Source organism: Neomegalonema sp. (assembly GCF_028688855.1).
Lineage (GTDB): Bacteria > Pseudomonadota > Alphaproteobacteria > Rhodobacterales > Rhodobacteraceae > Neomegalonema.
Window position 1 is genome coordinate 34,284 of the sequence record NZ_JAQTXI010000005.1, and the last position, 20,123, is coordinate 54,406.

The window sequence follows — 20,123 nt, forward strand, 5'->3', positions numbered from 1 at the left end:
GAGCGCGCCGGAGGCCTCCTTCGGGAAGCCGCGGCGCCACGTGGCCCGGACCTGACCCGAAACCGACCCGCGAGGCAACCCCGGAGAACGGGATGAAGTTATTCGGGTCCCGCAAGAGTCCGCGCCCTCTTGCGGCGGGGCGGGATTTCTGAAACCCATGGCCTGCCCCTCCGAGGGGCTGAAGAGGGGCTGAAGAGGACAGGGGCCGAAGTGACGCAGATCTCCGCCATCGTGTTCGACGCCTTCGGCACGCTGATCGAGCCGCCCGCGCGGCGGATCCTGCCTTACGAGGCGCTCGCCCGGCGGATCGACCGTCGCGATCTGATGAAGCGGAATCTCTCCTACGACGCGCTGGCCGCCGAACTGGGCCTGCCGCCGCTGGCGCCGGAGGTCCGGGTGGAATGGGCCGCCGATCTCACGCGCTACAGGCTCTTCCCCGAGGTCGCGCCCCTGCTGGAGGCCTTGCGCGCCAGGGGGCTGAAGATCGGACTTTGCAGCAATCTCGCCTTCGAATACGGGCGGATCGTCCGTCGGCTTCTGCCGGATCTCGACGCCCGCCTGCTGAGCTATGAGGTCGGAGCGGTCAAGCCGGAGCCCGAGATCTATCAGGCGGTCTGCGCGGCCCTGAGGATCCGGCCCGAAGAGGCGCTCTTCATCGGCGACAGCCTCAGGGCCGACGTCGAGGGCCCGCGCGCCTTCGGCATGTCCGCCGCCCGGATCGAACGCGCGGGCGGACGCACGCTCTTCGACGTCCTCGCGGAGGCGGGGATTCCTCCGGAGCGTCCATGAATCGCATCAAGGGCTTGCGGCTCCGGGCGAACCCCGCGCCGCAAGGCCCTCACTCAGGAGAAGAACCATGAAGGACGCGACCAGAGCTCTGCGCGGCGGCCGGGATTCCAGAGCGCAGTTCGGAGCGGTGAATCCGCCGGTGGTGCGCGCCTCGACCTATCTCTTCGAAGGCTACGACGGGCTTCAGGAGGCCGAACGCACCCTGTCGGGCGAGGGGCTGACCTACGGCACCCACGCCACGCCCACCAGTCTGGCTCTGGAGCAGGCCCTCCGCGATCTGGAGGGCGGATTCCGCACGCGGCTTCAGCCTTCGGGGCTGCTGGCGATGACCGCGCCTCTGCTGTCCTTCCTTTCGGCGGGGGACCATCTGCTGATGACCGATTCCGCCTATGGCCCCACCCGGGCCTTCTGTCAGGGGACGCTGAAGCGTTTCGGCGTCGAGACCACCTTCTATGATCCGCTGATCGGCGGCGGAATCCGCGACCTGATCCGGCCGGACACGAAGGTCGTCTTCTGCGAGTCGCCCGGCTCATGGACCTTCGAGGTGCAGGACGTCCCCGCCATCGCCGAGGAGGCCCGCAAGCGCGGCGTCGTGGTCATGCTCGACAACACATGGGCTTCGCCCCTGTTCTTCAAGCCCTTCGAGCATGGCGTGGATCTCTGCCTCGCAGCCCTGACGAAATATGTCGGCGGCCATGCGGACCTCCTCATGGGCTCGGTGAGCTGCGCGGAGGCGGTCTATCCGACCTATCGGCGCGGACAACGCGAACTGGGGCTGGCGGTTTCGCCGGACGACTGCGCCCTCGCGCTGCGCGGGCTGCGGACCCTGCCGGTGCGGATGAAGGCCCATGAGGCGGCGGGTCTGGCTCTGGCGGACTGGCTCATGGGCCGTCCGGAGATCGCGGAGATCCTGCATCCGGGGATGCCCCATGATCCGGGCCACCGGATCTGGAAGCGCGATTTCCTCGGCGCTTCGGGGCTCTTCGGCGCGATCCTCAGGGAGGATCTGTCCTCGGAGGCCCATGTGAGGGCTCTGCTCGACGGGCTGGAGCTGTTCGGAATCGGCTATTCCTGGGGCGCCTTCGAGAGCCTGATCCTGCCGGTGGACCCCGTCGGCTCGCGCAGCGCGACGGCCTGGCCGCGCGAGGGCCGCGCCGCAGGGCGGCTGCTGCGCCTGCATGCGGGGCTTGAGGCGGTCGAGGATCTCAAGGCCGATCTCGAAGCCGGCTTCGCCCGCATGGCGAAGGTCTAGAGCGGGCTCCAGCGGAGCCGGCCAGGCTTCGCGTCGCGGACATGCGGCCACACGAGAAGTCGGAGCGTTTGAAGATCCGAGAGGATCGGAAGACGCTCCAGACGCCTCAGAGGCTGCGGCGGCGCGCGGCGGCGTGCATGGCCTTGTCCAGCGCCGTCAGCAGCGAGGCCCGGCTCAGCGGCTTGCAGACATAGGCGTTCATGCCCGCCGCGAGGCACTGGCGCTCGATGGCGGGATCGTCATGGGCGCTCAGGCCGATGATCGGCGTGTCGCGGGCGGGCGGCGGCGCGGCGCGGATGCGGCGCGTGGCTTCGAGGCCGTCGAAGACCGGCATCTCCAGATCCATCAGGATCAGGTCGAACCAGTGGCGGGTCGCCAGCAGCACCGCCTTTTCGCCGTCGGCGGCGACCATGGCCTCATGTCCCGAGGACTCCAGGATGGCCGAAGCAAGGATGGCGTTGGTCTTGTCGTCTTCGGCCAGCAGGATCTTCAGGCGCGAGGTCGTCATGGTTTTCCCCGATGGTGTCGGCGCATGCCTCGCCGCGCGGCGAGTCTGCGGAGAACTCCTGAAGGAAAAATTAAGCCGGGGACGTACGTTCAACCTAGCGCGCTTTTGGTCTCCTGGCCTTCCGGATAAGCTTCAGGCCGCCCGGGCCGGGCCGAGGCTGGCGTCGAGCAGCGCCTCGACATGCAGCGCGGTGGTGTCGTAGAGCGGCGCGCGGGTCTCGCCCGGCTTGAGCGCCATGCAGATCTCGGTGCAGCCGAGGATGAGCGAATCCGCGCCCTCCGCTTCGAGTCCGGCGGCGAAGTCCTGGAAGGCCCGGCGGGTTTCGGGCGTGACGATCCCCTGACAGAGCTCCTCGAAGATCGCGCGCTGGATGGCGGCGCGGTCCTGCGCAGGCGGGACCAGAGGCGCCAGACCCGCCGCGCGCAGGCGGTCGAGATAGAAGCTCTGCTCCATGGTGTAGGCGGTGGCCAGCAGGCCCGGACGGCGCCGCCCGTCGCGCGCGAGGGCCGCCGCCGCGGCGTCGCCGATGTGGAGGAAGGGGACCGTCAGAGCCTCCTGAATGGGCTCGGCGACCTTGTGCATGGTGTTGGTGGCGAGGGCGACCACTTCGGCGCCGGCGCCCTCCAGACGGCGGGCGATCCCGGCGAGGCGACGACCCGCCTCGTCCCAGTCTCCGGCCTTCTGCAGGGCGACGATCTCGGCGAAGTTCACCGACCAGAGCAGCACCGGCGCGCTGTTCAGTCCCCCGAGCCGGGCCCGCACGCCCTTGTTGAGCTGGTCGTAGTAAAGCGCGGTGGATTCGCAGCTCATGCCGCCGATCAGGCCGATGGTCTTCATGGACGCCTCCCTTATGCGTTCTTCGGATGATCAAATTCGATCTGCGCATAAGCGGGAGTCAAGAGCGATTTCGTTCCAGCGGCTCCGCGCGGAGGTCAGGAGGAGGCCTCCTTCTTCGGCGCGAGGAGCGCGCAGGTCGTCCAGATGACGCAGAGCTGAAGGAGGATGAGAGGCGTCCAGTGAACCTTGACGAAGGTGAAGATCGTCCAGCAGACGCCGACCAGCCAGAAGCGGTCGCGGGAGGCGAGGCGTCCCAGAGCGATCGTGACGACGATCAGAGCCTGATAGGCGAGGATGGTCACAGGGGCGCTCCTGAGGAAGAGGTCCGGCGTCGACCGGAGAGGAAGGGCGCCCCGCGCAGGGACGCCTGAATCTCACATCCCGGCGCGGCGGCGGCGCGCGGCGGGCATGGAGTCTTCGGCGCGGAAGAGCTCGGCGAGCTTTTCGGTCAGGGCGCCGCCCAGCTGCTCGGCGTCGGTGATGGTCACGGCGCGGCGGTAATAGCGCGTCACGTCGTGATTGATCCCGATGGCCACCAGCTCCACGGCGTTCTCGCGCTCGATCCGGCGGATCACGCCGCGCAGATGCTGCTCCAGATAATTCTGGGAGTTCGCCGACAGCGTGGAGTCGTCCACCGGGGCGCCGTCCGAGATCACCATCAGGATGCGCCGCTGTTCGGGGCGTCGCCGGAGCCGCTGGGCGGCCCATTCCAGAGCCTCGCCGTCGATGTTCTCCTTGAGCAGCCCCTCGCGGAGCATCAGCCCGAGATTGCGTCGCGCGCGCCGCCAGGGCTCGTCGGCGCTCTTGTAGACGATGTGCCGCAGATCGTTCAGACGCCCCGGATTGCGCGCCGGAAGCTTGCCTTCCTCGATCCACTTCTCCTTCGAGCGCCCGCCCTTCCAGGCGACCGTCGTGAAGCCGAGGATCTCGACCTTGACCTTGCAGCGCTCCAGGGTGCGGGCGAGCACGTCGGCGGAGATGGCCGCGATGGTGATCGGGCGGCCGCGCATGGAGCCGGAATTGTCGATCAGCAGCGTGACCACGGTGTCGCGGAACCTGGTGTCCTTCTCGATCTTGAACGAGAGGGGCGTCGTCGGGGTGGCCACGATGCGCGCCAGACGCCCGGCGTCGAGCATGCCTTCCTCGCGGTCGAACTCCCAGGCGCGGTTCTGCTGCGCCATGAGGAAGCGTTGCAGCCGGTTCGCCAGACGCCCCACGGCGCCTTTCAGCGGCTCCAGCTGCTTGTCGAGGAAGGCGCGCAGACGCTCCAGCTCGTCGGGCTCGCAGAGCTCGGCGGCGGGTTTGTCCATCTCGTCGAATTCGCGGGTGAAGATCTTGTATTCCGGCCCGCCGGAGCCCTGGGCCTCGGTCGGGGGCTGACGCGGCGGCGCGCCTTCGCGCGGGGGCGCCTCGCGACGTTCGTCGCCGCCTTCGGGCTCCATCTCCGCCGAGAGGGTGGCGGTGGAGTCCTCGGGGGCGTCCGGATCGGCGAGGACGTCGTCGAACTCCTCCTGCTCCGACCAGTCGGATTCGCCGCCGCGCTCCTGAGCCTCGGAATCCTCGGCGGAGTCGGGCTGCTCCTGGGGCTCTTCGGGTTCGGGGTCGGGATCGGGGCCGAGCTGGTCTTCGAGCCCCAGATCCTTGAGCAGCCGCCAGCTTTCGCGGGCGAAGGCCTCCTGATCGCCGAGCTTCGCGATCAGCCGGTCGAGCCCTCCGGCGGCGGGGCCTTCGAGCACCTCGCGCCAGAGGTCGTAGACCTTCCGCGCGCCCGGCGGCAGATCGCGCCCGGTGGCCCTGGCCCTCAGCGCCAGAGCGGCGGCGCGCTCCAGGGGGGCGTCGCCCTGAGAGGTGAATTCGCTCCAGCCCTTGCGGCGGGCGTCCTCGGCCAGCACGGCGTCGAGGTTGTCGGCCACGCCGGGCAGGGCCCGCCCGCCGAGCGCCTCGACGCGGGCGGATTCGAGGGCCTCGTAGATCTCGCGGGCCTTCTCGCCCTGAGGCAGGCGATGCTGATGCTTTCCGGCGTCATGGAAGCGCAGACGCAGCGCCGCCGCGTCGGCCCGACCGCGCGCGAGGGCCACCTCTTCGGGCTTGAGCGCCCGGCCGACGGCCCCGACGCCCGCCTTCATCCCGCCGTCGAAGGGGCCTTCGACGCCGCCGAAATTCAGCTCCAGCTCCGGTTCGAGGGCCAGGGCGCGCGTCGCCGACTGGAGGGCTTCGCGGAAAGGCTTGGTCGGGTCGCGGGTGCGGATCGAGGCCATGGCGCAGCCTCAGCCGAGATTGCGCGAGCGCGCGGCGGATTCGGGCAGATCCACGCCGAAGGCCTTCTGGTAGAACTCGGCCACGATGGCGCGCTCCAGCTCGTCGCATTTGTTGAGGAAGCTCAGCCGGAAGGAGAGCGCCGGATCCTTGAAGATCAGGTTGTTCTCGGCCCAAGTGAGCACCGTGCGGGGGCTCATGACGGTCGAGATCTGGCCGCCGATGAAGGCGTCCCGCGACTGCACCGCCACGGAGACCATCTGCGAGACCATCCGGCGGCCCTTGTCGTCCCGGTCGTAGTCGGGCAGCTTGGCGCGGATGATCCGGGCCTCCACGTCATGGTCGAGGTAGTTCAGCGCGGCCACGATGCTCCAGCGGTCCATCTGGCCCTGATTGATCTGCTGGGTGCCGTGATAGAGGCCGGTCGTGTCGCCGAGGCCGATGGTGTTCGCCGTCGCGAAGAGCCGGAACCAGGGATTCGGACGAATCACCTCGTTGGTGTCGAGCAGCGTCAGACGGCCTTCGGCCTCCAGCACGCGCTGGATCACGAACATCACGTCGGGGCGTCCAGCGTCGTATTCGTCGAAGACCAGAGCCACGGGGTTGCGCAGCGCCCAGGGCAGCACGCCTTCGCGGAAGGTGGTGATCTGCTTGCCGTCCACGAGCTGGATGGCGTCCTTGCCGATCAGGTCGATGCGGCTCACGTGGCTGTCGAGGTTGACGCGCACGCAGGCCCAGTTCAGCCGCGCCGCCACCTGCTCGATGTGGCTGGACTTGCCCGTGCCGTGATAGCCCTGGATCATCACGCGGCGATTATGCGCGAAGCCCGCCAGAATGGCGCGGGTGGTCTCCGGATCGAACTGATAGGAGGAGTCGCGGTCGGGCGTGAAGCGGTTGGGGCGCGAGAAGGCCGGAACGCGCCAGTCGATGTCCACCCCGAAGGTCTCGCGCACGTCCACGGTCGCATCGGGACTCAGGATCAGATCTTCGGCTCCGTCGGCCATGGCGCTCGGTCTCCTTGCATCGTTCGGCGGCGGACCTTCGCGCAGATTCGCCTGCGCCGCAAGGGGGGCGTCGGAAAGCCGCAAAAGGCTCGCGCGGAGCGGGGGGCTCATGATATGCCGCAGAAAGACCCAGGCTCCGTCGCAGGAAGGGCGCGCCCATGTCCAGGCTCCATCCGGAAATCTCCGAACCCCTGCGGCGTCTGATCGAACGCCAGAAGATCTTCTTCGCGGCCACGGCGGCGGCGGGGACGCGCGTCAACATCTCGCCGCGCCCGACGGATCTGCTCCGGGTGATCGGGCCGAACCGCGTAGTCTATCTGGATCTGACCGGCAGCGGCAACGAGACCATGGCCCATCTGCGCGAGGACGGACGCCTCACCTTCATGTTCTGCACGTTCGAGGGGCCGCCGACGATCCTGCGGCTTTACGGGCGGGGGCGCTCGCATCAGGTCGACTCGCCGGAGTTCGAAGCCCTGCTCGCCGAACATTACGAAGGGCGCCGACCCACGGGCGCGCGGCAGATCGTCGAGCTGGAGGCGGATCTCGTCCAGACCTCCTGCGGCTACGGCGTGCCGCTCTTCGCCTACGAGGGCGAGCGGCCCGTCCTCGACGAATGGGCCGAGCGCAAGGGCGAAGCGGGCGTTCGGGAGTATCAGCAGCAGAAGAACCGGATCAGCCTCGACGGACGCCCCACCGGGCTGGCCGCGGCGGGCTGAGAAGACAGGGAGACGCGCGTGCGGGAGGAAGCCGCCATCTTGCGCAAATGCGCCGAACAGGGCTTGCGTCTGACGGGACAGCGCCGCGTGGTCGCGCGGGCCCTCGCCGAGATCGAGGGGCATCCGGACGCCGCCGACATCCACGCGCGCGCCAGCAGGCTCGATCCGCGGATCTCTCTGGCGACGGTCTACCGGACGCTGAAGCTCTTCGAGGATGTGGGCGCCGTCGAGAAGCTGGCCTTCCAGGACGGCCGCGCCCGCTATGAGAACGCCGAGCGCGCCCATCACGACCACCTCATCGACCTGAACGACGGGCGGGTGATCGAATTCCTGGAGCCCGAGATCGAGCGTCTTCAGGCGCGCATCGCCCGCAAGCTGGGCTATCGGCTGATCGGCCATCGTCTGGAGCTTTACGGCGTGCCGCTGGAGGAGGAGCCCCTCGACGGCGAGGCCTCCCGCCCCCCCGACGCGGCGTCGCGCAAGAACCTCGCCTGAAATCCGGAACCCGTCCGGGCCTGACGCCTCTTCACAAGAGGCCCGCCCCGCGCTATATCTCGTCCTGTCCCGCAAGGGACTATGGCGATAAACGCGCACGTAATAAGCGGATCGGACCCGGGGGCGGAACCCGGCGGCTCCACCATTCTTTCCCCTTGTTGGAGGGGCGGAGGGGGCCGAATCAGGATCGACGGACGTGTAAAGGTGTTTGCTTTCGCCCGGCATGGCTCCACCGTCATCGGGCCATTCGCACAGTTGCCAACAACAATCGTGCTCCGGTGGCGCTCGCCGCGTAATGCGGTCGAGTAAAACCGATCTCAAGCCCTGAGGGTTAGCCCCTTCAGGCGGGGCCCGGAGGAGCCTGGCAACAGAATCCTCCACTTCTCCCCGGCCTTCAGAGACGGAAAAAGCGCCCCGCAGGGCGCTTTCGTCGTTTCGGGGCGGAGCCTTCAGGCCTTGAGCAGCTCCAGCCCTTCGATCTCCACGCCGAAGCCCGCCAGCCCGACATATTGCCGCTCGCGCGAGGTCATCAGCCGGATGCGCTTCAGCCCGAGATCGCGCAGGATCTGCGCCCCGAGCCCGACTTCCTTCCAGTTGTCTTCGCGCTCGGCCTCGGCGCCCGCGCCGCGCGGCGAAAGCCCCGCCGGACGCACGCCCGTGGCGCGGTCGCGCAAGTAGACGATCACGCCCCGGCCCTCGGCCTTGACGCGCGCCATGGCCAGCCCGAGCCCGCTGCTCCGGCCGCCGAAGACGTCCTCGAGCGGATTCTCGCGATGCAGCCGCACCAGAGGCGCCGGGCCCGGCGCGCTGACGTCGCCCACCACGAGCGCCAGATGCTCCGCCGAATCGAAGGGCGTGCCGTAGACCGAAGCCCTGGCCGAGCCCGCTTCGGTCATGATCTCGAACTGCGCCAGACGCCGCACCAGGGTCTCGCGCCGCTGACGCCAGGCGATGAGGTCGGCGATGGAGACCAGCTTCAGACCATGGGTCCGGGCGAAGTCGGCGAGCTGCGGCCCGCGCATCATCGAGCCGTCGTCGTTGACCAGCTCGCTGATCACGCCCACCGGCGGCAATCCCGCGAGGCGCGCCAGATCCACCGCCGCCTCGGTGTGGCCCGAGCGCATGAGCACGCCGCCGTCGCGCGCCACCAGCGGGAAGATGTGGCCGGGGCGCACGAAATCCTGAGCCTGGACGTTGCCGTTGGTCAGCGCCCGCACCGTGGCGCAGCGCTCGGCGGCGGAGATGCCCGTGGTCAGCCCCTCGCGATAGTCGATGGAGACGGTGAAGGCCGTCGAGAGCGGCGCGTCGTTGACCGCCACCATCGGGTCGAGCTTCAGCCGACGGGCCTCCGTGGTGGTGATCGGCGCGCAGACCACGCCGCCCGTATGGCGCACGATGAAGGCCATCTTCTCCGGCGTGGCCAGAGAGGCGGCCATGATCAGGTCGCCTTCGTTTTCACGGTCTTCGTCGTCCACGACGATCACGCATTCGCCTGCGGCGACGGCCGTCAGGGCGTCTTCGATGGAATCGAGCTTCATCGTGGAAGTCATTCGGGGGAGCCTCACAGAACGGCGTCGAGCGCCTTCATCAGGGAATCGACCTCGGCGGGCGAGGTGTAATGCACGAAGGACAGCCGCAGGACGCCGCGTTCGGGATCGAGCCCCAGAGCCTCCAGAAGCCGCCAGGCGTAGAAATGTCCGGCGCCGGCCATGATGGAGCGCTTCGCCAGCTCCGCCGCGAGTTCGGCGGGGGCGCGCTCCGTGGCGAGCGAGATCGTCGGGGCGCGGCGGGCGTCGGCCTCCGTCGAGCCGAGGACCCGCGCCCGCGGATGACGCGCGAGCCACTCGAGCAAAGGCGCGAGCAGGGCGGTCTCATGGGCGCGCCAGAGCGCCGAGACTCCCGCCGCGCGGGCGCGGGGAGAATCGGCGCGCAGGGCGTGGCGGGCGGCCAGATCGTCGATGTAGTCCACCACCGCGCCCGCCGCCGCGACCTGGGCGTGGTCCGGACCGGCCGGAACCAGCCTCTTGGCGTTGATCTGCGCGTTGAAGAAATGCCCCTGATTGGGCAGGCGCTCGAAGAGCGGGCGACGCACCGCCATCAGCCCCTGATGGACGCCGAAGACCTTGTAGAGGCTGAAGAGATAGACGTCCGCGCCCAGAGCCGCGACGTCGGGGATGGCGTGAGGCGCCCAGCTCACGCCGTCGATCACGACGAGGGCTCCGGCTTCATGAGCCAGCCGCACGATGTCCGCCACGGGATTCTCGCGCCCGAGGATGTTGGAGCAATGGGGCGCCGTCACCAGCTTCACGCGCGGCGACAGCAGCTCCGCGAGATCTCCGGCGAGCAGCCGCCCGCTCCGGGGCTCGACGCGCCATTCCCGGATCCGCGCGCCTCTGGCCTCGGCCAGACGCCGCCAGGCGCCGTTGTTGGCTTCGTGGTCCTGGTTGGTCACGACGATCTCGTCGCCCGGCCCGACGAGATCGGCGAAGGCGCGCTCCAGAACATGGGTGTTCTGCGAAGTGGAGGGGCCGAAATGCACCTCGTCCGCTTCGAGCCCCAGAGCCCCCGCCCAGAGGGCGCGGCTGTCGTCCATGCGCTCGCCGAGCCGCCGCGCCGCCGGATGGGCGTGCCAGGGCTGGACCTTCATCTGGGTGTAGACGTCGTTCAGGGCGGCGATGGTCCGGGCGCAGGCGTAGGAGCCCCCGGCGTTCTCGAAGAATCCCCAGCCCTTGAGGGCGGGCGCGGAGAAGGCGGGAAACTGGCTGCGCGCGAAATCGAGGTCGAACATGGAGAGGGTCCGGGAGACGGGAAGACGGGAGGGAATCGGGCCTGAGCCGCCTGACCATAAGAGGGGCGCCCCGGATTGAAAAGCCCGGCGGCGACCCTGCTGTCCGGGGAGCTTCGGGGGCGGCGCGGCTTCCGGCGGGAGGCGGAGAGGGGGCGCGCTTTTCCCCTTGACTTCCCCTTGAGGACGCAGCCATAACTCGGCCCTGAATTCTGCGGCCCCGATCTGGAGTTCACACGATCGCTCGGGCGCATCGTCGTCGACTTGAGAGGATCCCATGGCCAAACCGACCACCATCAAGATTCGTCTGAATTCTTCCGCCGGCACGGGCTATTTCTACGTGGCGAAGAAGAATTCCCGCACCATGACCGACAAGATGACCGTCCGGAAGTATGATCCGGTCGCGCGCAAGCATGTCGAGTTCAAGGAAGGCAAGATCAAGTAAGATCGGCCCTCCGGATCGAGATTTCAGGAACGGCGTCCGAAAGGGCGCCGTTTCCGTTTGGGGAACGACGGGCATCGGAACGGGCCCCTGCGCGCAGAGGGCGCCTGGAGTCCGGGAAAAGAGGCTCACACCGCCGCTTTCGTTCCATAAAGCTCGGCGGCGCGGGCTTCGAAGCCCCGGATCACGCGCTTCATGGCCTCGCCGAAGAAGCCGCCCGCCACCTTCTGCAAGAGCTTGTTGCGGAAGGCGAAATCCACCTCGAAAGACAGATCGCAAGTCCCCTCCGGAGTCTCGTGGAAGCGGTAGTCCATCACCAGTCGCTCGAAAGGCCCGCCCGGCGCCGCCCTCGCCAGAACCTGCGGAATCTCATGGCCCCCCGGCGGACGCAGCTCCACCGAGGAAAGATAGCTCTCCCGGAAGACCTTGAAGGAGACGATCATGTCCGCCTCCATCCGCTCGCCCGCCTCTCCCGCCAGAGACCGCCGGTCGCGGATGCGCGTCCCGGCGATCCAGGGCAGGAATTGCGGATAGGACGCCACGTCGGCGACCAGGTCGTACATCTGACGCACCGTATAGGGCGTGCGTCGGGTCTCGGCGTAATGCGTGGCCATGCTCTAGCCGAGCGCCGCCAGACGCGCCGCGCGCAGCCGTTCGAAATCGGCGCCCGCGTGATAGCTCGACCGGGTGAGCGGCGAGGCGGAGACCATCAGAAATCCTTTCGCATAGGCCGCCTTCTCGTAGGAGGCGAATTCCTCGGGCGTCACATAACGCTCGACCGCGTGATGCTTCGGCGAAGGCTGCAGATATTGTCCGATGGTCAGGAAATCCACCCCCGCGGCGCGCATGTCGTCCATGACCTGCAGGATCTGCGGACGGGTCTCGCCCAGGCCCACCATCAGGCCCGATTTCGTGAAGACCTCCGGCGACAGCTCCTTGGCCCGCTGCAGGATCCGCAGCGAATGGAAATAGCGCGCCCCCGGACGCACCTCCAGATAAAGGCCGGGCACCGTCTCCAGATTATGGTTGAAGACGTCGGGCCGCGCCTCGATCACCGACTCGAGCGCTCCGGGCGCGCATTTGAGGAAGTCGGGGGTCAGGACCTCGATGGTGGCCTCGGGCCGCCGACGGCGCACCGCGCGGATGGTCTGGGCGAAATGGGCCGCTCCGCCGTCCGCGAGGTCGTCGCGGTCCACCGAAGTGATGACCACATGCGAGAGCCCCAGCTTCTCCACCGCCTGAGCCACGCGGGCGGGCTCGAAGGGGTCGAGCTTGTCGGGGCGGCCGGTCGCGACGTTGCAGAAGGTGCAGCCGCGGGTGCAGATCTCGCCCATGATCATCATGGTGGCGTGGCCCTGAGCCCAGCATTCGGCGGCGTTGGGGCATCCGGCCTCCTCGCAGACCGTCGAGAGCTTGTGCTCCTTGATGGTCGCGCGGGTGTCGAAATAGCCCTTGGAGCTGGGCGCCTTGATGCGGATCCAGGGCGGCTTGCGCGGCGAGGGATTATCCGGGCGATGAGCCTTCTCCGGATGGCGCTCGGCGGGATTGGCGAGATCTCTGGCTTCGGACATGCGGCGCTGTTCCTTGGGCGTTTCCGGCTCAAGGATAGGGCATGGCGCGGCTATTGCAAGATCATTGCGGGCGCCTCGCGAGGGGCGCAGGAGGGCGCGTCTGCGGGAGGGCGAGGGGGGCGGATCCGTGGACGCTGCAATCTTGTCGCGCAACCGGAGGCGGCGACTCGCCGCGAACCTGGAGCTTTCCGCCAAGAATCGCCAGAAATATGCGCGGTTCTTATCATTTTCGTGAATGATCTTTGCAATCATTCTATATGGCGCCTTGACGGGGGAACAAAGGCGCGACCAGTCTTGAACGCATGAAGGATGCCGGGGATCATGACGTAACGTCACCCTCCAGCGTCCGACGATCTGACGGAGAGGCCTGAATGGACCCCATGACCTTCTGGAGCGATCTTTGTCTGCGCTCCGCGCGTGTTTCCGCCCTGGCCGGAGAGGTGATCGCGCGTCGCGTGGCCTATCTCGCACCGGGCGCGGCCGACCCCTTCGACCAGATCGCCGAAGCCTTCCAGATGACCATGGAGAAGCCCGCGGCCTTCATGGAGAGCTGCGCGCGGCTCAGCTTCTCGCCCGCCGAAACGGCCGTGGCCGAGGCCTTCGCGCCCATCGAGCGTTGCGTCCAGGCCAACGCCCGGCGTCTGCGCGGCGGCGGCTTCCCCGGCTTCTGAGATTCCGGGCGCGGGGCGGACCAGCTTGCGCCCTGCTCTGTCCATCCGGGCGGCCCGGGGCGCAGGAGCGCGCCGCCGCCCCCTGAACCAGCTTCGGGGCGCCTTCATGGATCATGGAGGCGCCCTGTGCGCATCGGGCGCCTGCGTCGGCCGGCTCCTCGACGCGCGCGCCTTCACCCATGCGGCGATTGCGCATGGAAAACGCCCGCCGCGAGGTCGCGACGGGCGTTCTTCTTTCCCGACGAAGGGCCGCGGCCCTGCGAACGCGATCAGTTCACGGCGACGCCGAGGCTGTCGAGGAACTCCATGGTGATCTGACCCTGGGCGAGGCCCTTGTCGCGCTGATACTGGCGGACCATCTGCATGGTGCCCGGCCCGAGCTGGCCGTCGATCTGGCGCAGCTTGTAGCCTCCGCCGTCGAGCGCGCGCTGGATGCGCATCACGAGATCCGGCGTGGTGTTGGTGGCGCAGAGGATCGGGCGCCATTCCATCTTGCCGGCGGTCTCCTTGACGGTCTCGCGGAGGGTTTCGTACTCGGGCTGGATCGCGACCTTCACCACCTGAGCCGGCGCCGTGAGCTTCTGGACCTTCACGGTCTCGAAGCGGGCGGGGATCTCGATCTCGCGGGTGGAGGGCGGCGTGATCATCACGCGGGTTTCGAGCGTCTGGGTCTTGGCGGCGACCGGCTTGGTCACCACGCGCGCCGGAGTGCGCACGACCTGCTTCTGGATGGTCACGTATTCCGCCGGGATGGTCACGAGGCACATGATCTCGCCGGTGGCTTCGTCATAGCGCTGGATCGGGCCTTCGCCCTTCTGCCAGGTGGTGTAGGCCGCGCGGACGAGCACCTGCTCCTCGACGGTCTCGTAGATCGGCGCTTCGGCGGTCTGGTCCTCGCGCTCGGGCTCGATGGTCACGACGCGCTCGCGGGTCTCGAACTGGGCGGGGACCACCTCCAGCTCGACCGAGGCGCTCTGGACCTCGATGGTCTCGTCGGTCCATTCGTATTTCGCCGGGACGATGTCCAGACGCTCGGCCTCCTCCTTGACGAGGACGCGGCGCTCGATCTGCTTCTCGGTGGCGGGAATGAACACGCGGGCGTAGCATTCGCCGGGCTTGGCGTTGGGGGGCAGCAGGTAGGCGGCGTCCTCATAGACCGAATCCAGCGCGGTCAGCGCCGCCGAAGGAGTCTCCTCCTGCGCCTGCGCCGCCAGACCGAAGGCCGCGATGGCCCCGCCGGCCAGAAGCGCGGAGGCGCATTTGCGTGTGAACGTCATTGCCATATTCCTCATCCGACAGGATCCGCGGGGGGGCGGAGGGCGAAACTTCGGGAAGCCGGGCCGATCATCGGCATGGGTCTCATGCGGGGTCAAGGGCGAACAGGGAGCGGCCGCGGGCTCTTGCGTATTGGGTTCCCCTCTTGCGAAGCCGACGGGTCCCTTGCGCATCGCTATCAAAGCCGCGGCGTCGGCGTCAACACTCCCTCTGAAGGGGGGAGGCGCTCCAGCAGCGAGGAATCGCCGTAAGAGTAAAAGCGATAGCCTTCGCGCATGGCGTGGCCGTAGGCCGCCCGCATCCTCGATTCGCCCGCAAAGGCGCAGACCAGCATGAAAAGCGTCGATCTCGGCAGGTGGAAATTGGTCAGCAGAAGGTCGGCCGAGCGGAAGCGCCAGCCCGGCGCGATGAAGATCCGCGTGAAGCCCGACCAGGGCGCGAGCGCGCCATTGTGAAGAGACGCGACCGTTTCGAGAAGCCGCAGCACCGTCGTCCCCACCGCCACGAGGCGCCCGCCCGCCGCGCGGGCCTCCGCGATGGCCGCGACCGTCTCCGCCGGGATCTCGCCCCATTCGGCGTGCATCTCGTGATCGGCCAGAGCGCCCGCCTTGACCGGCAGGAAGGTGCCTGCGCCCACATGCAGCGTCACGCGGGCGCTGCGCAGGCCCCGCGCCGTCAGAGCCTCCATCAGCGGCGGATCGAAATGCAGCGCCGCCGTCGGGGCGGCCACCGCGCCCGGACGCGCCGCGAAGAGGGTCTGGTAATCCGAATCGTCGGCGGCGTCGGCCGGACGCCGGCCCGCGATGTAGGGGGGCAGGGGCATCACCCCCGCCTGAGCTATGGCCGCGTCCAGGGCCTCGCCCGCGCGGTCGAAGGCCAGACGGACCGCGCCGCCGCCTTCATGGGCCTCCAGACGGGCCTCCAGCAGGGGCGGGCCCTCCTCCGGCCCGAAGACCAGACGGTCGCCCGCCTTCAGCCGTTTGCCCGGACGCGCCAGAGCCCGCCAGAGGCCGGGCTCGGCCAGGGGTTCGAGGAGGAGCGCCTCCATCTTCGCCGAGCCGCCGTCCGGCCGCAGGCGCCGCCCGAAGAGACGGGCGGGAATCACCTTCGTGTCGTTGAAGATCAGGATGTCGTCCGGCTTCAGGATCTCCGGCAGGTCGGAGACGTGACGGTCCGTCGGGCGGTCGGGCGTCCCCGCGCCGGAGAGGTCCAGAAGCCGCGCCGCCCGACGCGGGCGCGCCGGGCGGAGGGCGATCAGCTCTTCCGGAAGATCGAAATCGAAATCTTCCGGCCGGAGATCGGGATTCAGACTCAATTCGCCCCCTGAGCGCGCAGGCTGATCATCTTGTCCGGATCGGCGACGGTTCCGCCGCCGCCCGAGCCCTTCTTGATCTTGTCCACGAACTCCATGCCCGAGATCACTTCGCCCCAGACCGTGTATTGACGGTTCAGGTGCGGCGCGTCGTCGAAGCAGATGAAGAACTGGCTGTCGGCGCTGTCGGGCGAGGCGCTGCGGGCCATGCCCACCGTGCCGCGCCTGAAGGGCTCGGAGGAGAATTCGGCGCGCAGCTTGCGGCCCGAGCCGCCCGCGCCGGTGCCGGTGGGGTCGCCGGTCTGGGCCATGAAGCCCGGGATCACGCGGTGGAAGACGATCCCGTCGTAGAAGCCTTCGGCGACCAGCTCCTTGATGCGGGCGACGTGGTTCGGCGCGAGGTCCGGGCGCAGCCGGATCAGGACGTCGCCGTCCTTGAGCTTCAGCACGAGGACGTCTTCGGATTGGGCTTCGGACACGACGATCTCCTGGGTTTGGGCGCCGAGAGGGGCCGCAGCCCAGGGCGCGACGGCGAAAGCCAGCGCCAGAGCGGCGAACGCGAACGGGCGTTTGAACATGGGCTGTGCGTTCCTTGGATGCGCGACGAACCGCCGCGCGGGCCTCGATGCGCGAAAAGCGACGCGCGGGAGATGGCCGCATAACTTGCGCCGCCGAAGCTGTCAACGCGGGCGCGGAGGAAGGGAAGGGCGCCGGGGGCCTTCCGGCTTTCTCCGGGCCCCCGCCGGAGGATCAGCGGGCGGCGGTCTCCAGCGCGCGCCTGCGCTCCTCGAGCCGCCGCTTGAGCGCCTCGGCCACGCGGGCGGGCACGAATTTCGAGATGTCGCCGTCATAGCGCGCCACCTCCTTGACCAGCGTCGAGGAGATCGCCTGACGATGGGCGTCGGCCATGAGGAAGACCGTCTCGATCTTCTGGTTCATGGCGCGGTTCATGCTGACCATCTGGAATTCATATTCGAAATCGGCCACCGCCCGCAGCCCGCGCACGATCAGGTCGGCGTTGAGATGCTCGGCGAAATGGATCAGCAGATTGTCGAAGGGGCGGACCTCCAGCTTCTTGCCGGAGATCTCGCTCAACGGGGCGCATTCGCTCTCGATGAGCGCGACGCGCTCGGCGAGGCTGAAGATCGGCTGTTTCGAGCTCGACCCCGCCGCCACCCCGACCACAAGGTGGTCCACCAGCGACAGAGATCGCCGGATGATGTCGAGATGCCCGAGAGTCACCGGGTCGAAGGTGCCCGGATAGAGTCCGATGCGCGGCCGCCCGCCCGCCGGATGCGCCATAGGCCGCACTCCTGATATGGCCAAGATTGAAGCTCGCCCGGACCCGGGGTCAGGCCGAGGCCGACCGAATCAGATCGGCGAGGGCTTCGTTCTCCAGCTGGAGCGCCTCGATGCGCGCGACCACGGCGTCGCCGATGGAGATCAGCCCGACCAGCTCGCCGTTCTCGATCACGGGCATGTGGCGGAAACGTCCCTTGGTCATGCGCGAGAGCACCTGGATGGCGTCGTCGTTGAAGGCGCAGCTCTGCACCTTTGCGGTCATGGCCGTGGAGACCGCGTCGTTCAGGCGCTCGGCGCCTTCGCGTCCGACGAGCCGCACGATGTCGCGCTCCGAGAGGATGCCGACCATGGCGCCGTTGTCGTCGCGCACCAGCAGACAGCCGATCCTGCGCTCGGAGAGCCGCGCGGCGGCCTCGGCGAGCGTGTTGGTCGGGCGGATGGACTCCACCTCCTGAGACCCTTTGCGGTCGAGAATCTGGCGAACCTTGATCATGGCGGAATCCTCCCTCGCTTTACGCGCCGTCCGGAGGGGAGTCTCGCGCGACGAGGGGCGGCCCGTCAAGGCTTGAGGGCGGAGGAAGGGTCAGAAAATTGCGCGTTCCGGGGGTTTTCTCGCCGGATCCGTCGCCGGAGCCGGATCGGAGCCGGGTTGCGGGGGGAGGTGCCGGGCTTCTGGGGAGATCTCGGGAAGATCCCGGGGGATCTGGACAGCCTGTGCGGAAGGCGCCCTTCCCTTGCGGCGCGCGACGCAAGAAAAAAGGGACGCCTTGCGGCGTCCCTGAAGTCGGATTGAGGCAGGTTTCATGCAGGCAAGAAACCTATCGAGCAGTGCATTCGTTTTACTTAATGTGGCGGCAGTTTGGCAAGGCTGAAATGCAGGGGCTGTGAAGATTCAAGCCGATCAGCCCCTTGAACTGTCGCCTTAAAGCCGCATGAAGGAGCCTGTGAGGTCGGATCCGGGACGTTCGCGCGCCCCATCCTGAACGCATGAGGGGGAGGATCTCCATGGGATTCCCGTCGAAATCGACTCGCCCGCCGGACTCCCGTGAAGGGGGTCTACGGCGAATTCTGGACCAAGGACATGAAATGAAAAGCCTTTTGACGGCGGTTTCGCTCTTCGCCCTCGGACTCTCCTGTGCGGCGAGTCCGCTCGGCGCGCAGTCTCCTGCTCGGGAAGCGCCCGTCCACGGGCTGGCGATGCACGGCGCGCCCGCCCTGCCGCCCGACGCGCCGCATCTGCCTTACGCCGACCCGCAAGCGGTCAGGGGCGGCTCCATCGTCCATGGTTTGACGGGAAGCTTCGACAGCGTTCAACCTTTCATCATCCGCGGCTCCTCGCCTTTCTGGGTCATCAGGGACCTCGCCTTCGAATCGCTTTTGACGCGTAATCAGGATGAGTCGTTTACGCTGTATGGTTTGTTGGCCGAGAGCGTCGAGACCCCGGAGGACCGTTCCTGGGCCCTCTTCACGATCCGCGAGGAGGCCCGCTTCAGCGACGGATCGCCCGTCACGCCCGAGGACGTGATCTTCTCCATGGAGATCCTGCGCGATCAGGGCCGCCCCAATTACGGCGCCTCCTACCGCAAGGTCTCCAGCGTCGAGAAGGTCGGCGAGCGGGGGGTGAGGTTCGTCTTCGGCGAGAGCGACCGCGAACTGCCGCTCATCATGGGGCTGATGCCCATCCTCTCGAAGGCCGACTGGCTGGGGCGCGACTTCACGGCCAGCACGCTGCGTCCGGCGCTGGGCTCGGGGCCCTACGTGATCGCGCAGGTGGACGCGGGCGCCTCCCTGACCTTCCGCCGCAATCCCGACTACTGGGGGAAGGATCTGCCGCTCAATCGGGGCCTGCATAACTTCGACGAGGTGAAATACGTCTATTTCCGCGATTCCAACGCGCTCTGGGAGGCCTTCACGAGCGGGATCGTCACCTTCCGCCACGAGCAGAGCGCCGAGCGCTGGGCTCAGGGCTACGACTTCCCCGCCTTCCGCTCCGGAGAGGTCGAGCGCGGCGAGATCGCCCATGGCCGTCCCACCGGCATGAGGGGCATGGTCTTCAACACGCGCCGTCCGCTGTTCCAGGACCGCCGCGTGCGCGAGGCCCTCTCCCTCGCGCTGGATTTCGAATGGCTCAACCGCACGCTCTATTACGGCGCCTACGAGCGCATCGGGAGCTATTTCGGCAACAGCGCGCTCGGCTGCGATTCCGGCCCCGCCGACGAGGCCGAACGGGCCCTGCTCGCGCCCTGGCTCGCGGAATTGCCCGAAGGCGCGCTGGAGGCCTCCTGCGCGCAGCCGGTCTCCGACGGCTCGGGCCGCGACCGGACCCAGCTGCGCCGCGCCACGGCGCTCCTGCGGGAGGCGGGCTGGAGCTCGCGCGGAGGCGTGCTGAGGAACGCCGCCGGAGAGCCCTTCGCCTTCGAGATCCTCACCTCGGGCGTGGAGGAGGAGCGCATCGCGGGGGCCTTCATCCAGGCGCTGAAGGGCCTCGGAGTCCAGGCGCGGGCCCGCACCGTCGACGCCGCCCAGATGGCCGCCCGCAAGAACGATTACGATTACGACATGGTGTTCAACTTCTGGGCCCAGTCGCTGTCTCCGGGCAACGAGCAGACGCTCTACTGGGGCTCGGCGGGGCGCGAGACCCTCGGCACGCGCAATTACATGGGCGTCGCCAGCCCCGCCGTCGACGCCATGATCCAGGCCCTGCTGGAGGCCCGCGAGCGCGCCCCCTTCGAGGCCGCCGCGCGGGCTCTGGACCGGCTGCTGACGACGAACCGCTACGTCGTGCCGCTCTGGTGGGAGCCCGCCGACAAGCTCGCCTGGCGCAAGGGCCTGCGCCATCCGCAGAAGGATGCGCTCTACGGCTACCGGCCGGAGGTCTGGTGGAGCGCCGCGCCCTGAGCTGAGACGG

21 protein-coding genes and 1 other RNA gene are annotated in these 20,123 nt (G+C 68.3%); 8 read left to right on the top strand and 14 right to left on the bottom strand.

The annotated features are described in order from the left end of the window. Positions 1 to 210 precede the first annotated feature (210 nt). Both PHN62_RS04995 and metC read left to right on the top strand, forming a co-directional pair. Entirely contained in the window at positions 211 to 789 is a 579-nt protein-coding gene (locus tag PHN62_RS04995) for an HAD family hydrolase (RefSeq protein ID WP_300147176.1), read from the top strand. A gap of 67 nt (positions 790 to 856) precedes the next feature. Further along, the gene (gene metC / locus PHN62_RS05000; RefSeq protein ID WP_300147178.1) at positions 857 to 2,041 is read left to right on the top strand and encodes a cystathionine beta-lyase; all 1,185 of its coding nucleotides are present in this window, start codon (positions 857 to 859) and stop codon (positions 2,039 to 2,041) included. Positions 2,042 to 2,147: 106 nt separating this feature from the next. Here metC and PHN62_RS05005 read toward each other — a convergent pair whose 3' ends face one another. The 5 genes from PHN62_RS05005 to cobS all read right to left on the bottom strand — a co-directional run bounded on the left by PHN62_RS05005 (position 2,148) and on the right by cobS (position 6,646). Beyond that, on the bottom strand, positions 2,148 to 2,549 hold the full coding sequence (locus PHN62_RS05005; protein WP_300147180.1) for a response regulator: 402 nt from the start codon (positions 2,547 to 2,549) through the stop codon (positions 2,148 to 2,150). A gap of 132 nt (positions 2,550 to 2,681) precedes the next feature. Then, positions 2,682 to 3,386: an aspartate/glutamate racemase family protein gene (locus PHN62_RS05010; protein WP_300147182.1), complete on the bottom strand. Its 705-nt coding sequence runs from the start codon at positions 3,384 to 3,386 to the stop codon at positions 2,682 to 2,684. A 95-nt stretch (positions 3,387 to 3,481) separates the two neighbouring features. Beyond that, complete coding sequence (locus PHN62_RS05015; RefSeq protein WP_300147184.1) at positions 3,482 to 3,688, bottom strand: hypothetical protein; 207 nt, start codon at positions 3,686 to 3,688, stop codon at positions 3,482 to 3,484. 72 nt (positions 3,689 to 3,760) lie between these two features. After that, on the bottom strand, positions 3,761 to 5,644 hold the full coding sequence (gene cobT, locus PHN62_RS05020; RefSeq protein WP_300147186.1) for a cobaltochelatase subunit CobT: 1,884 nt from the start codon (positions 5,642 to 5,644) through the stop codon (positions 3,761 to 3,763). Positions 5,645 to 5,653: 9 nt separating this feature from the next. Beyond that, positions 5,654 to 6,646: a cobaltochelatase subunit CobS gene (gene cobS, locus PHN62_RS05025; RefSeq protein ID WP_300147189.1), complete on the bottom strand. Its 993-nt coding sequence runs from the start codon at positions 6,644 to 6,646 to the stop codon at positions 5,654 to 5,656. 158 nt (positions 6,647 to 6,804) lie between these two features. Here cobS and PHN62_RS05030 point away from each other — a divergent pair, with 158 nt between their 5' ends. The 3 genes from PHN62_RS05030 to ssrA all read left to right on the top strand — a co-directional run bounded on the left by PHN62_RS05030 (position 6,805) and on the right by ssrA (position 8,239). Continuing rightward, positions 6,805 to 7,362, top strand: coding sequence for a pyridoxamine 5'-phosphate oxidase family protein (locus PHN62_RS05030; RefSeq protein ID WP_300147191.1), 558 nt, complete (start codon positions 6,805 to 6,807; stop codon positions 7,360 to 7,362). Between the two features lie 18 nt (positions 7,363 to 7,380). Continuing rightward, positions 7,381 to 7,857 carry a Fur family transcriptional regulator gene (locus PHN62_RS05035; RefSeq protein ID WP_300147193.1) on the top strand — a complete coding sequence of 159 codons (477 nt, stop codon included), beginning with the start codon at positions 7,381 to 7,383 and terminating at the stop codon, positions 7,855 to 7,857. A gap of 26 nt (positions 7,858 to 7,883) precedes the next feature. Then, positions 7,884 to 8,239: a transfer-messenger RNA gene (gene ssrA / locus PHN62_RS05040) on the top strand. A gap of 67 nt (positions 8,240 to 8,306) precedes the next feature. On the opposite strand, the gene ribB is transcribed toward ssrA, so the two are convergent. Both ribB and PHN62_RS05050 read right to left on the bottom strand, forming a co-directional pair. Next, entirely contained in the window at positions 8,307 to 9,407 is a 1,101-nt protein-coding gene (gene ribB / locus PHN62_RS05045) for a 3,4-dihydroxy-2-butanone-4-phosphate synthase (protein ID WP_300147196.1), read from the bottom strand. 11 nt (positions 9,408 to 9,418) lie between these two features. Further along, positions 9,419 to 10,645 carry an aminotransferase class V-fold PLP-dependent enzyme gene (locus PHN62_RS05050; RefSeq protein ID WP_300147199.1) on the bottom strand — a complete coding sequence of 409 codons (1,227 nt, stop codon included), beginning with the start codon at positions 10,643 to 10,645 and terminating at the stop codon, positions 9,419 to 9,421. A 274-nt stretch (positions 10,646 to 10,919) separates the two neighbouring features. Here PHN62_RS05050 and rpmG point away from each other — a divergent pair, with 274 nt between their 5' ends. Further along, positions 10,920 to 11,087, top strand: coding sequence for a 50S ribosomal protein L33 (gene rpmG, locus PHN62_RS05055; RefSeq protein ID WP_018632283.1), 168 nt, complete (start codon positions 10,920 to 10,922; stop codon positions 11,085 to 11,087). 125 nt (positions 11,088 to 11,212) lie between these two features. Here rpmG and PHN62_RS05060 read toward each other — a convergent pair whose 3' ends face one another. Next, on the bottom strand, positions 11,213 to 11,698 hold the full coding sequence (locus tag PHN62_RS05060) for a type II toxin-antitoxin system RatA family toxin (RefSeq protein ID WP_300147205.1): 486 nt from the start codon (positions 11,696 to 11,698) through the stop codon (positions 11,213 to 11,215). A 3-nt stretch (positions 11,699 to 11,701) separates the two neighbouring features. Beyond that, positions 11,702 to 12,655, bottom strand: a complete 954-nt coding sequence (gene lipA, locus PHN62_RS05065) for a lipoyl synthase (protein ID WP_300147208.1) — start codon at positions 12,653 to 12,655, stop codon at positions 11,702 to 11,704. A gap of 371 nt (positions 12,656 to 13,026) precedes the next feature. Between lipA and PHN62_RS05070 the strand changes: the two genes are divergently transcribed. Next, complete coding sequence (locus PHN62_RS05070) at positions 13,027 to 13,326, top strand: hypothetical protein (protein WP_300147211.1); 300 nt, start codon at positions 13,027 to 13,029, stop codon at positions 13,324 to 13,326. A gap of 269 nt (positions 13,327 to 13,595) precedes the next feature. Here the strand turns inward: PHN62_RS05070 and PHN62_RS05075 are convergent, their stop codons facing one another. From PHN62_RS05075 to PHN62_RS05095, 5 genes are all read right to left on the bottom strand, one after another. Then, entirely contained in the window at positions 13,596 to 14,603 is a 1,008-nt protein-coding gene (locus PHN62_RS05075; RefSeq protein WP_300147214.1) for a peptidoglycan-binding domain-containing protein, read from the bottom strand. A gap of 176 nt (positions 14,604 to 14,779) precedes the next feature. After that, entirely contained in the window at positions 14,780 to 15,916 is a 1,137-nt protein-coding gene (queA, locus tag PHN62_RS05080) for a tRNA preQ1(34) S-adenosylmethionine ribosyltransferase-isomerase QueA (protein ID WP_300147216.1), read from the bottom strand. Beyond that, positions 15,913 to 16,491 carry a peptidylprolyl isomerase gene (locus tag PHN62_RS05085; protein ID WP_300147219.1) on the bottom strand — a complete coding sequence of 193 codons (579 nt, stop codon included), beginning with the start codon at positions 16,489 to 16,491 and terminating at the stop codon, positions 15,913 to 15,915. Before PHN62_RS05085 ends, queA begins: the two co-directional genes overlap by 4 nt. A 172-nt stretch (positions 16,492 to 16,663) precedes the next feature. After that, on the bottom strand, positions 16,664 to 17,215 hold the full coding sequence (gene coaD / locus PHN62_RS05090; protein ID WP_300147222.1) for a pantetheine-phosphate adenylyltransferase: 552 nt from the start codon (positions 17,213 to 17,215) through the stop codon (positions 16,664 to 16,666). A gap of 49 nt (positions 17,216 to 17,264) precedes the next feature. Continuing rightward, entirely contained in the window at positions 17,265 to 17,708 is a 444-nt protein-coding gene (locus tag PHN62_RS05095; RefSeq protein ID WP_300147225.1) for a CBS domain-containing protein, read from the bottom strand. Positions 17,709 to 18,301: 593 nt separating this feature from the next. Between PHN62_RS05095 and PHN62_RS05100 the strand changes: the two genes are divergently transcribed. Beyond that, positions 18,302 to 20,113 (top strand): extracellular solute-binding protein, encoded by a 1,812-nt coding sequence (locus PHN62_RS05100; protein ID WP_300147227.1) that lies wholly within the window; start codon positions 18,302 to 18,304, stop codon positions 20,111 to 20,113. Positions 20,114 to 20,123: the final 10 nt, after the last annotated feature.

What these genes read in the sequence shown, in the direction of transcription:
- lipA (WP_300147208.1), bottom strand. Translation starts at nt 12,655, where the DNA reads ATGTCCGAAGCCAGAGATCTCGCCAATCCCGCCGAGCGCCATCCGGAG.
- PHN62_RS05050 (WP_300147199.1), bottom strand. Translation starts at nt 10,645, where the DNA reads ATGTTCGACCTCGATTTCGCGCGCAGCCAGTTTCCCGCCTTCTCCGCG.
- cobS (WP_300147189.1), bottom strand. Translation starts at nt 6,646, where the DNA reads ATGGCCGACGGAGCCGAAGATCTGATCCTGAGTCCCGATGCGACCGTG.
- coaD (WP_300147222.1), bottom strand. Translation starts at nt 17,215, where the DNA reads ATGGCGCATCCGGCGGGCGGGCGGCCGCGCATCGGACTCTATCCGGGC.
- cobT (WP_300147186.1), bottom strand. Translation starts at nt 5,644, where the DNA reads ATGGCCTCGATCCGCACCCGCGACCCGACCAAGCCTTTCCGCGAAGCC.
- metC (WP_300147178.1), top strand. Translation starts at nt 857, where the DNA reads ATGAAGGACGCGACCAGAGCTCTGCGCGGCGGCCGGGATTCCAGAGCG.
- PHN62_RS05060 (WP_300147205.1), bottom strand. Translation starts at nt 11,698, where the DNA reads ATGGCCACGCATTACGCCGAGACCCGACGCACGCCCTATACGGTGCGT.
- PHN62_RS05070 (WP_300147211.1), top strand. Translation starts at nt 13,027, where the DNA reads ATGGACCCCATGACCTTCTGGAGCGATCTTTGTCTGCGCTCCGCGCGT.
- PHN62_RS05005 (WP_300147180.1), bottom strand. Translation starts at nt 2,549, where the DNA reads ATGACGACCTCGCGCCTGAAGATCCTGCTGGCCGAAGACGACAAGACC.
- PHN62_RS05030 (WP_300147191.1), top strand. Translation starts at nt 6,805, where the DNA reads ATGTCCAGGCTCCATCCGGAAATCTCCGAACCCCTGCGGCGTCTGATC.
- ribB (WP_300147196.1), bottom strand. Translation starts at nt 9,407, where the DNA reads ATGACTTCCACGATGAAGCTCGATTCCATCGAAGACGCCCTGACGGCC.
- PHN62_RS05085 (WP_300147219.1), bottom strand. Translation starts at nt 16,491, where the DNA reads ATGTTCAAACGCCCGTTCGCGTTCGCCGCTCTGGCGCTGGCTTTCGCC.
- rpmG (WP_018632283.1), top strand. Translation starts at nt 10,920, where the DNA reads ATGGCCAAACCGACCACCATCAAGATTCGTCTGAATTCTTCCGCCGGC.
- PHN62_RS05095 (WP_300147225.1), bottom strand. Translation starts at nt 17,708, where the DNA reads ATGATCAAGGTTCGCCAGATTCTCGACCGCAAAGGGTCTCAGGAGGTG.
- PHN62_RS05010 (WP_300147182.1), bottom strand. Translation starts at nt 3,386, where the DNA reads ATGAAGACCATCGGCCTGATCGGCGGCATGAGCTGCGAATCCACCGCG.
- PHN62_RS05075 (WP_300147214.1), bottom strand. Translation starts at nt 14,603, where the DNA reads ATGACGTTCACACGCAAATGCGCCTCCGCGCTTCTGGCCGGCGGGGCC.
- PHN62_RS05100 (WP_300147227.1), top strand. Translation starts at nt 18,302, where the DNA reads ATGAAAAGCCTTTTGACGGCGGTTTCGCTCTTCGCCCTCGGACTCTCC.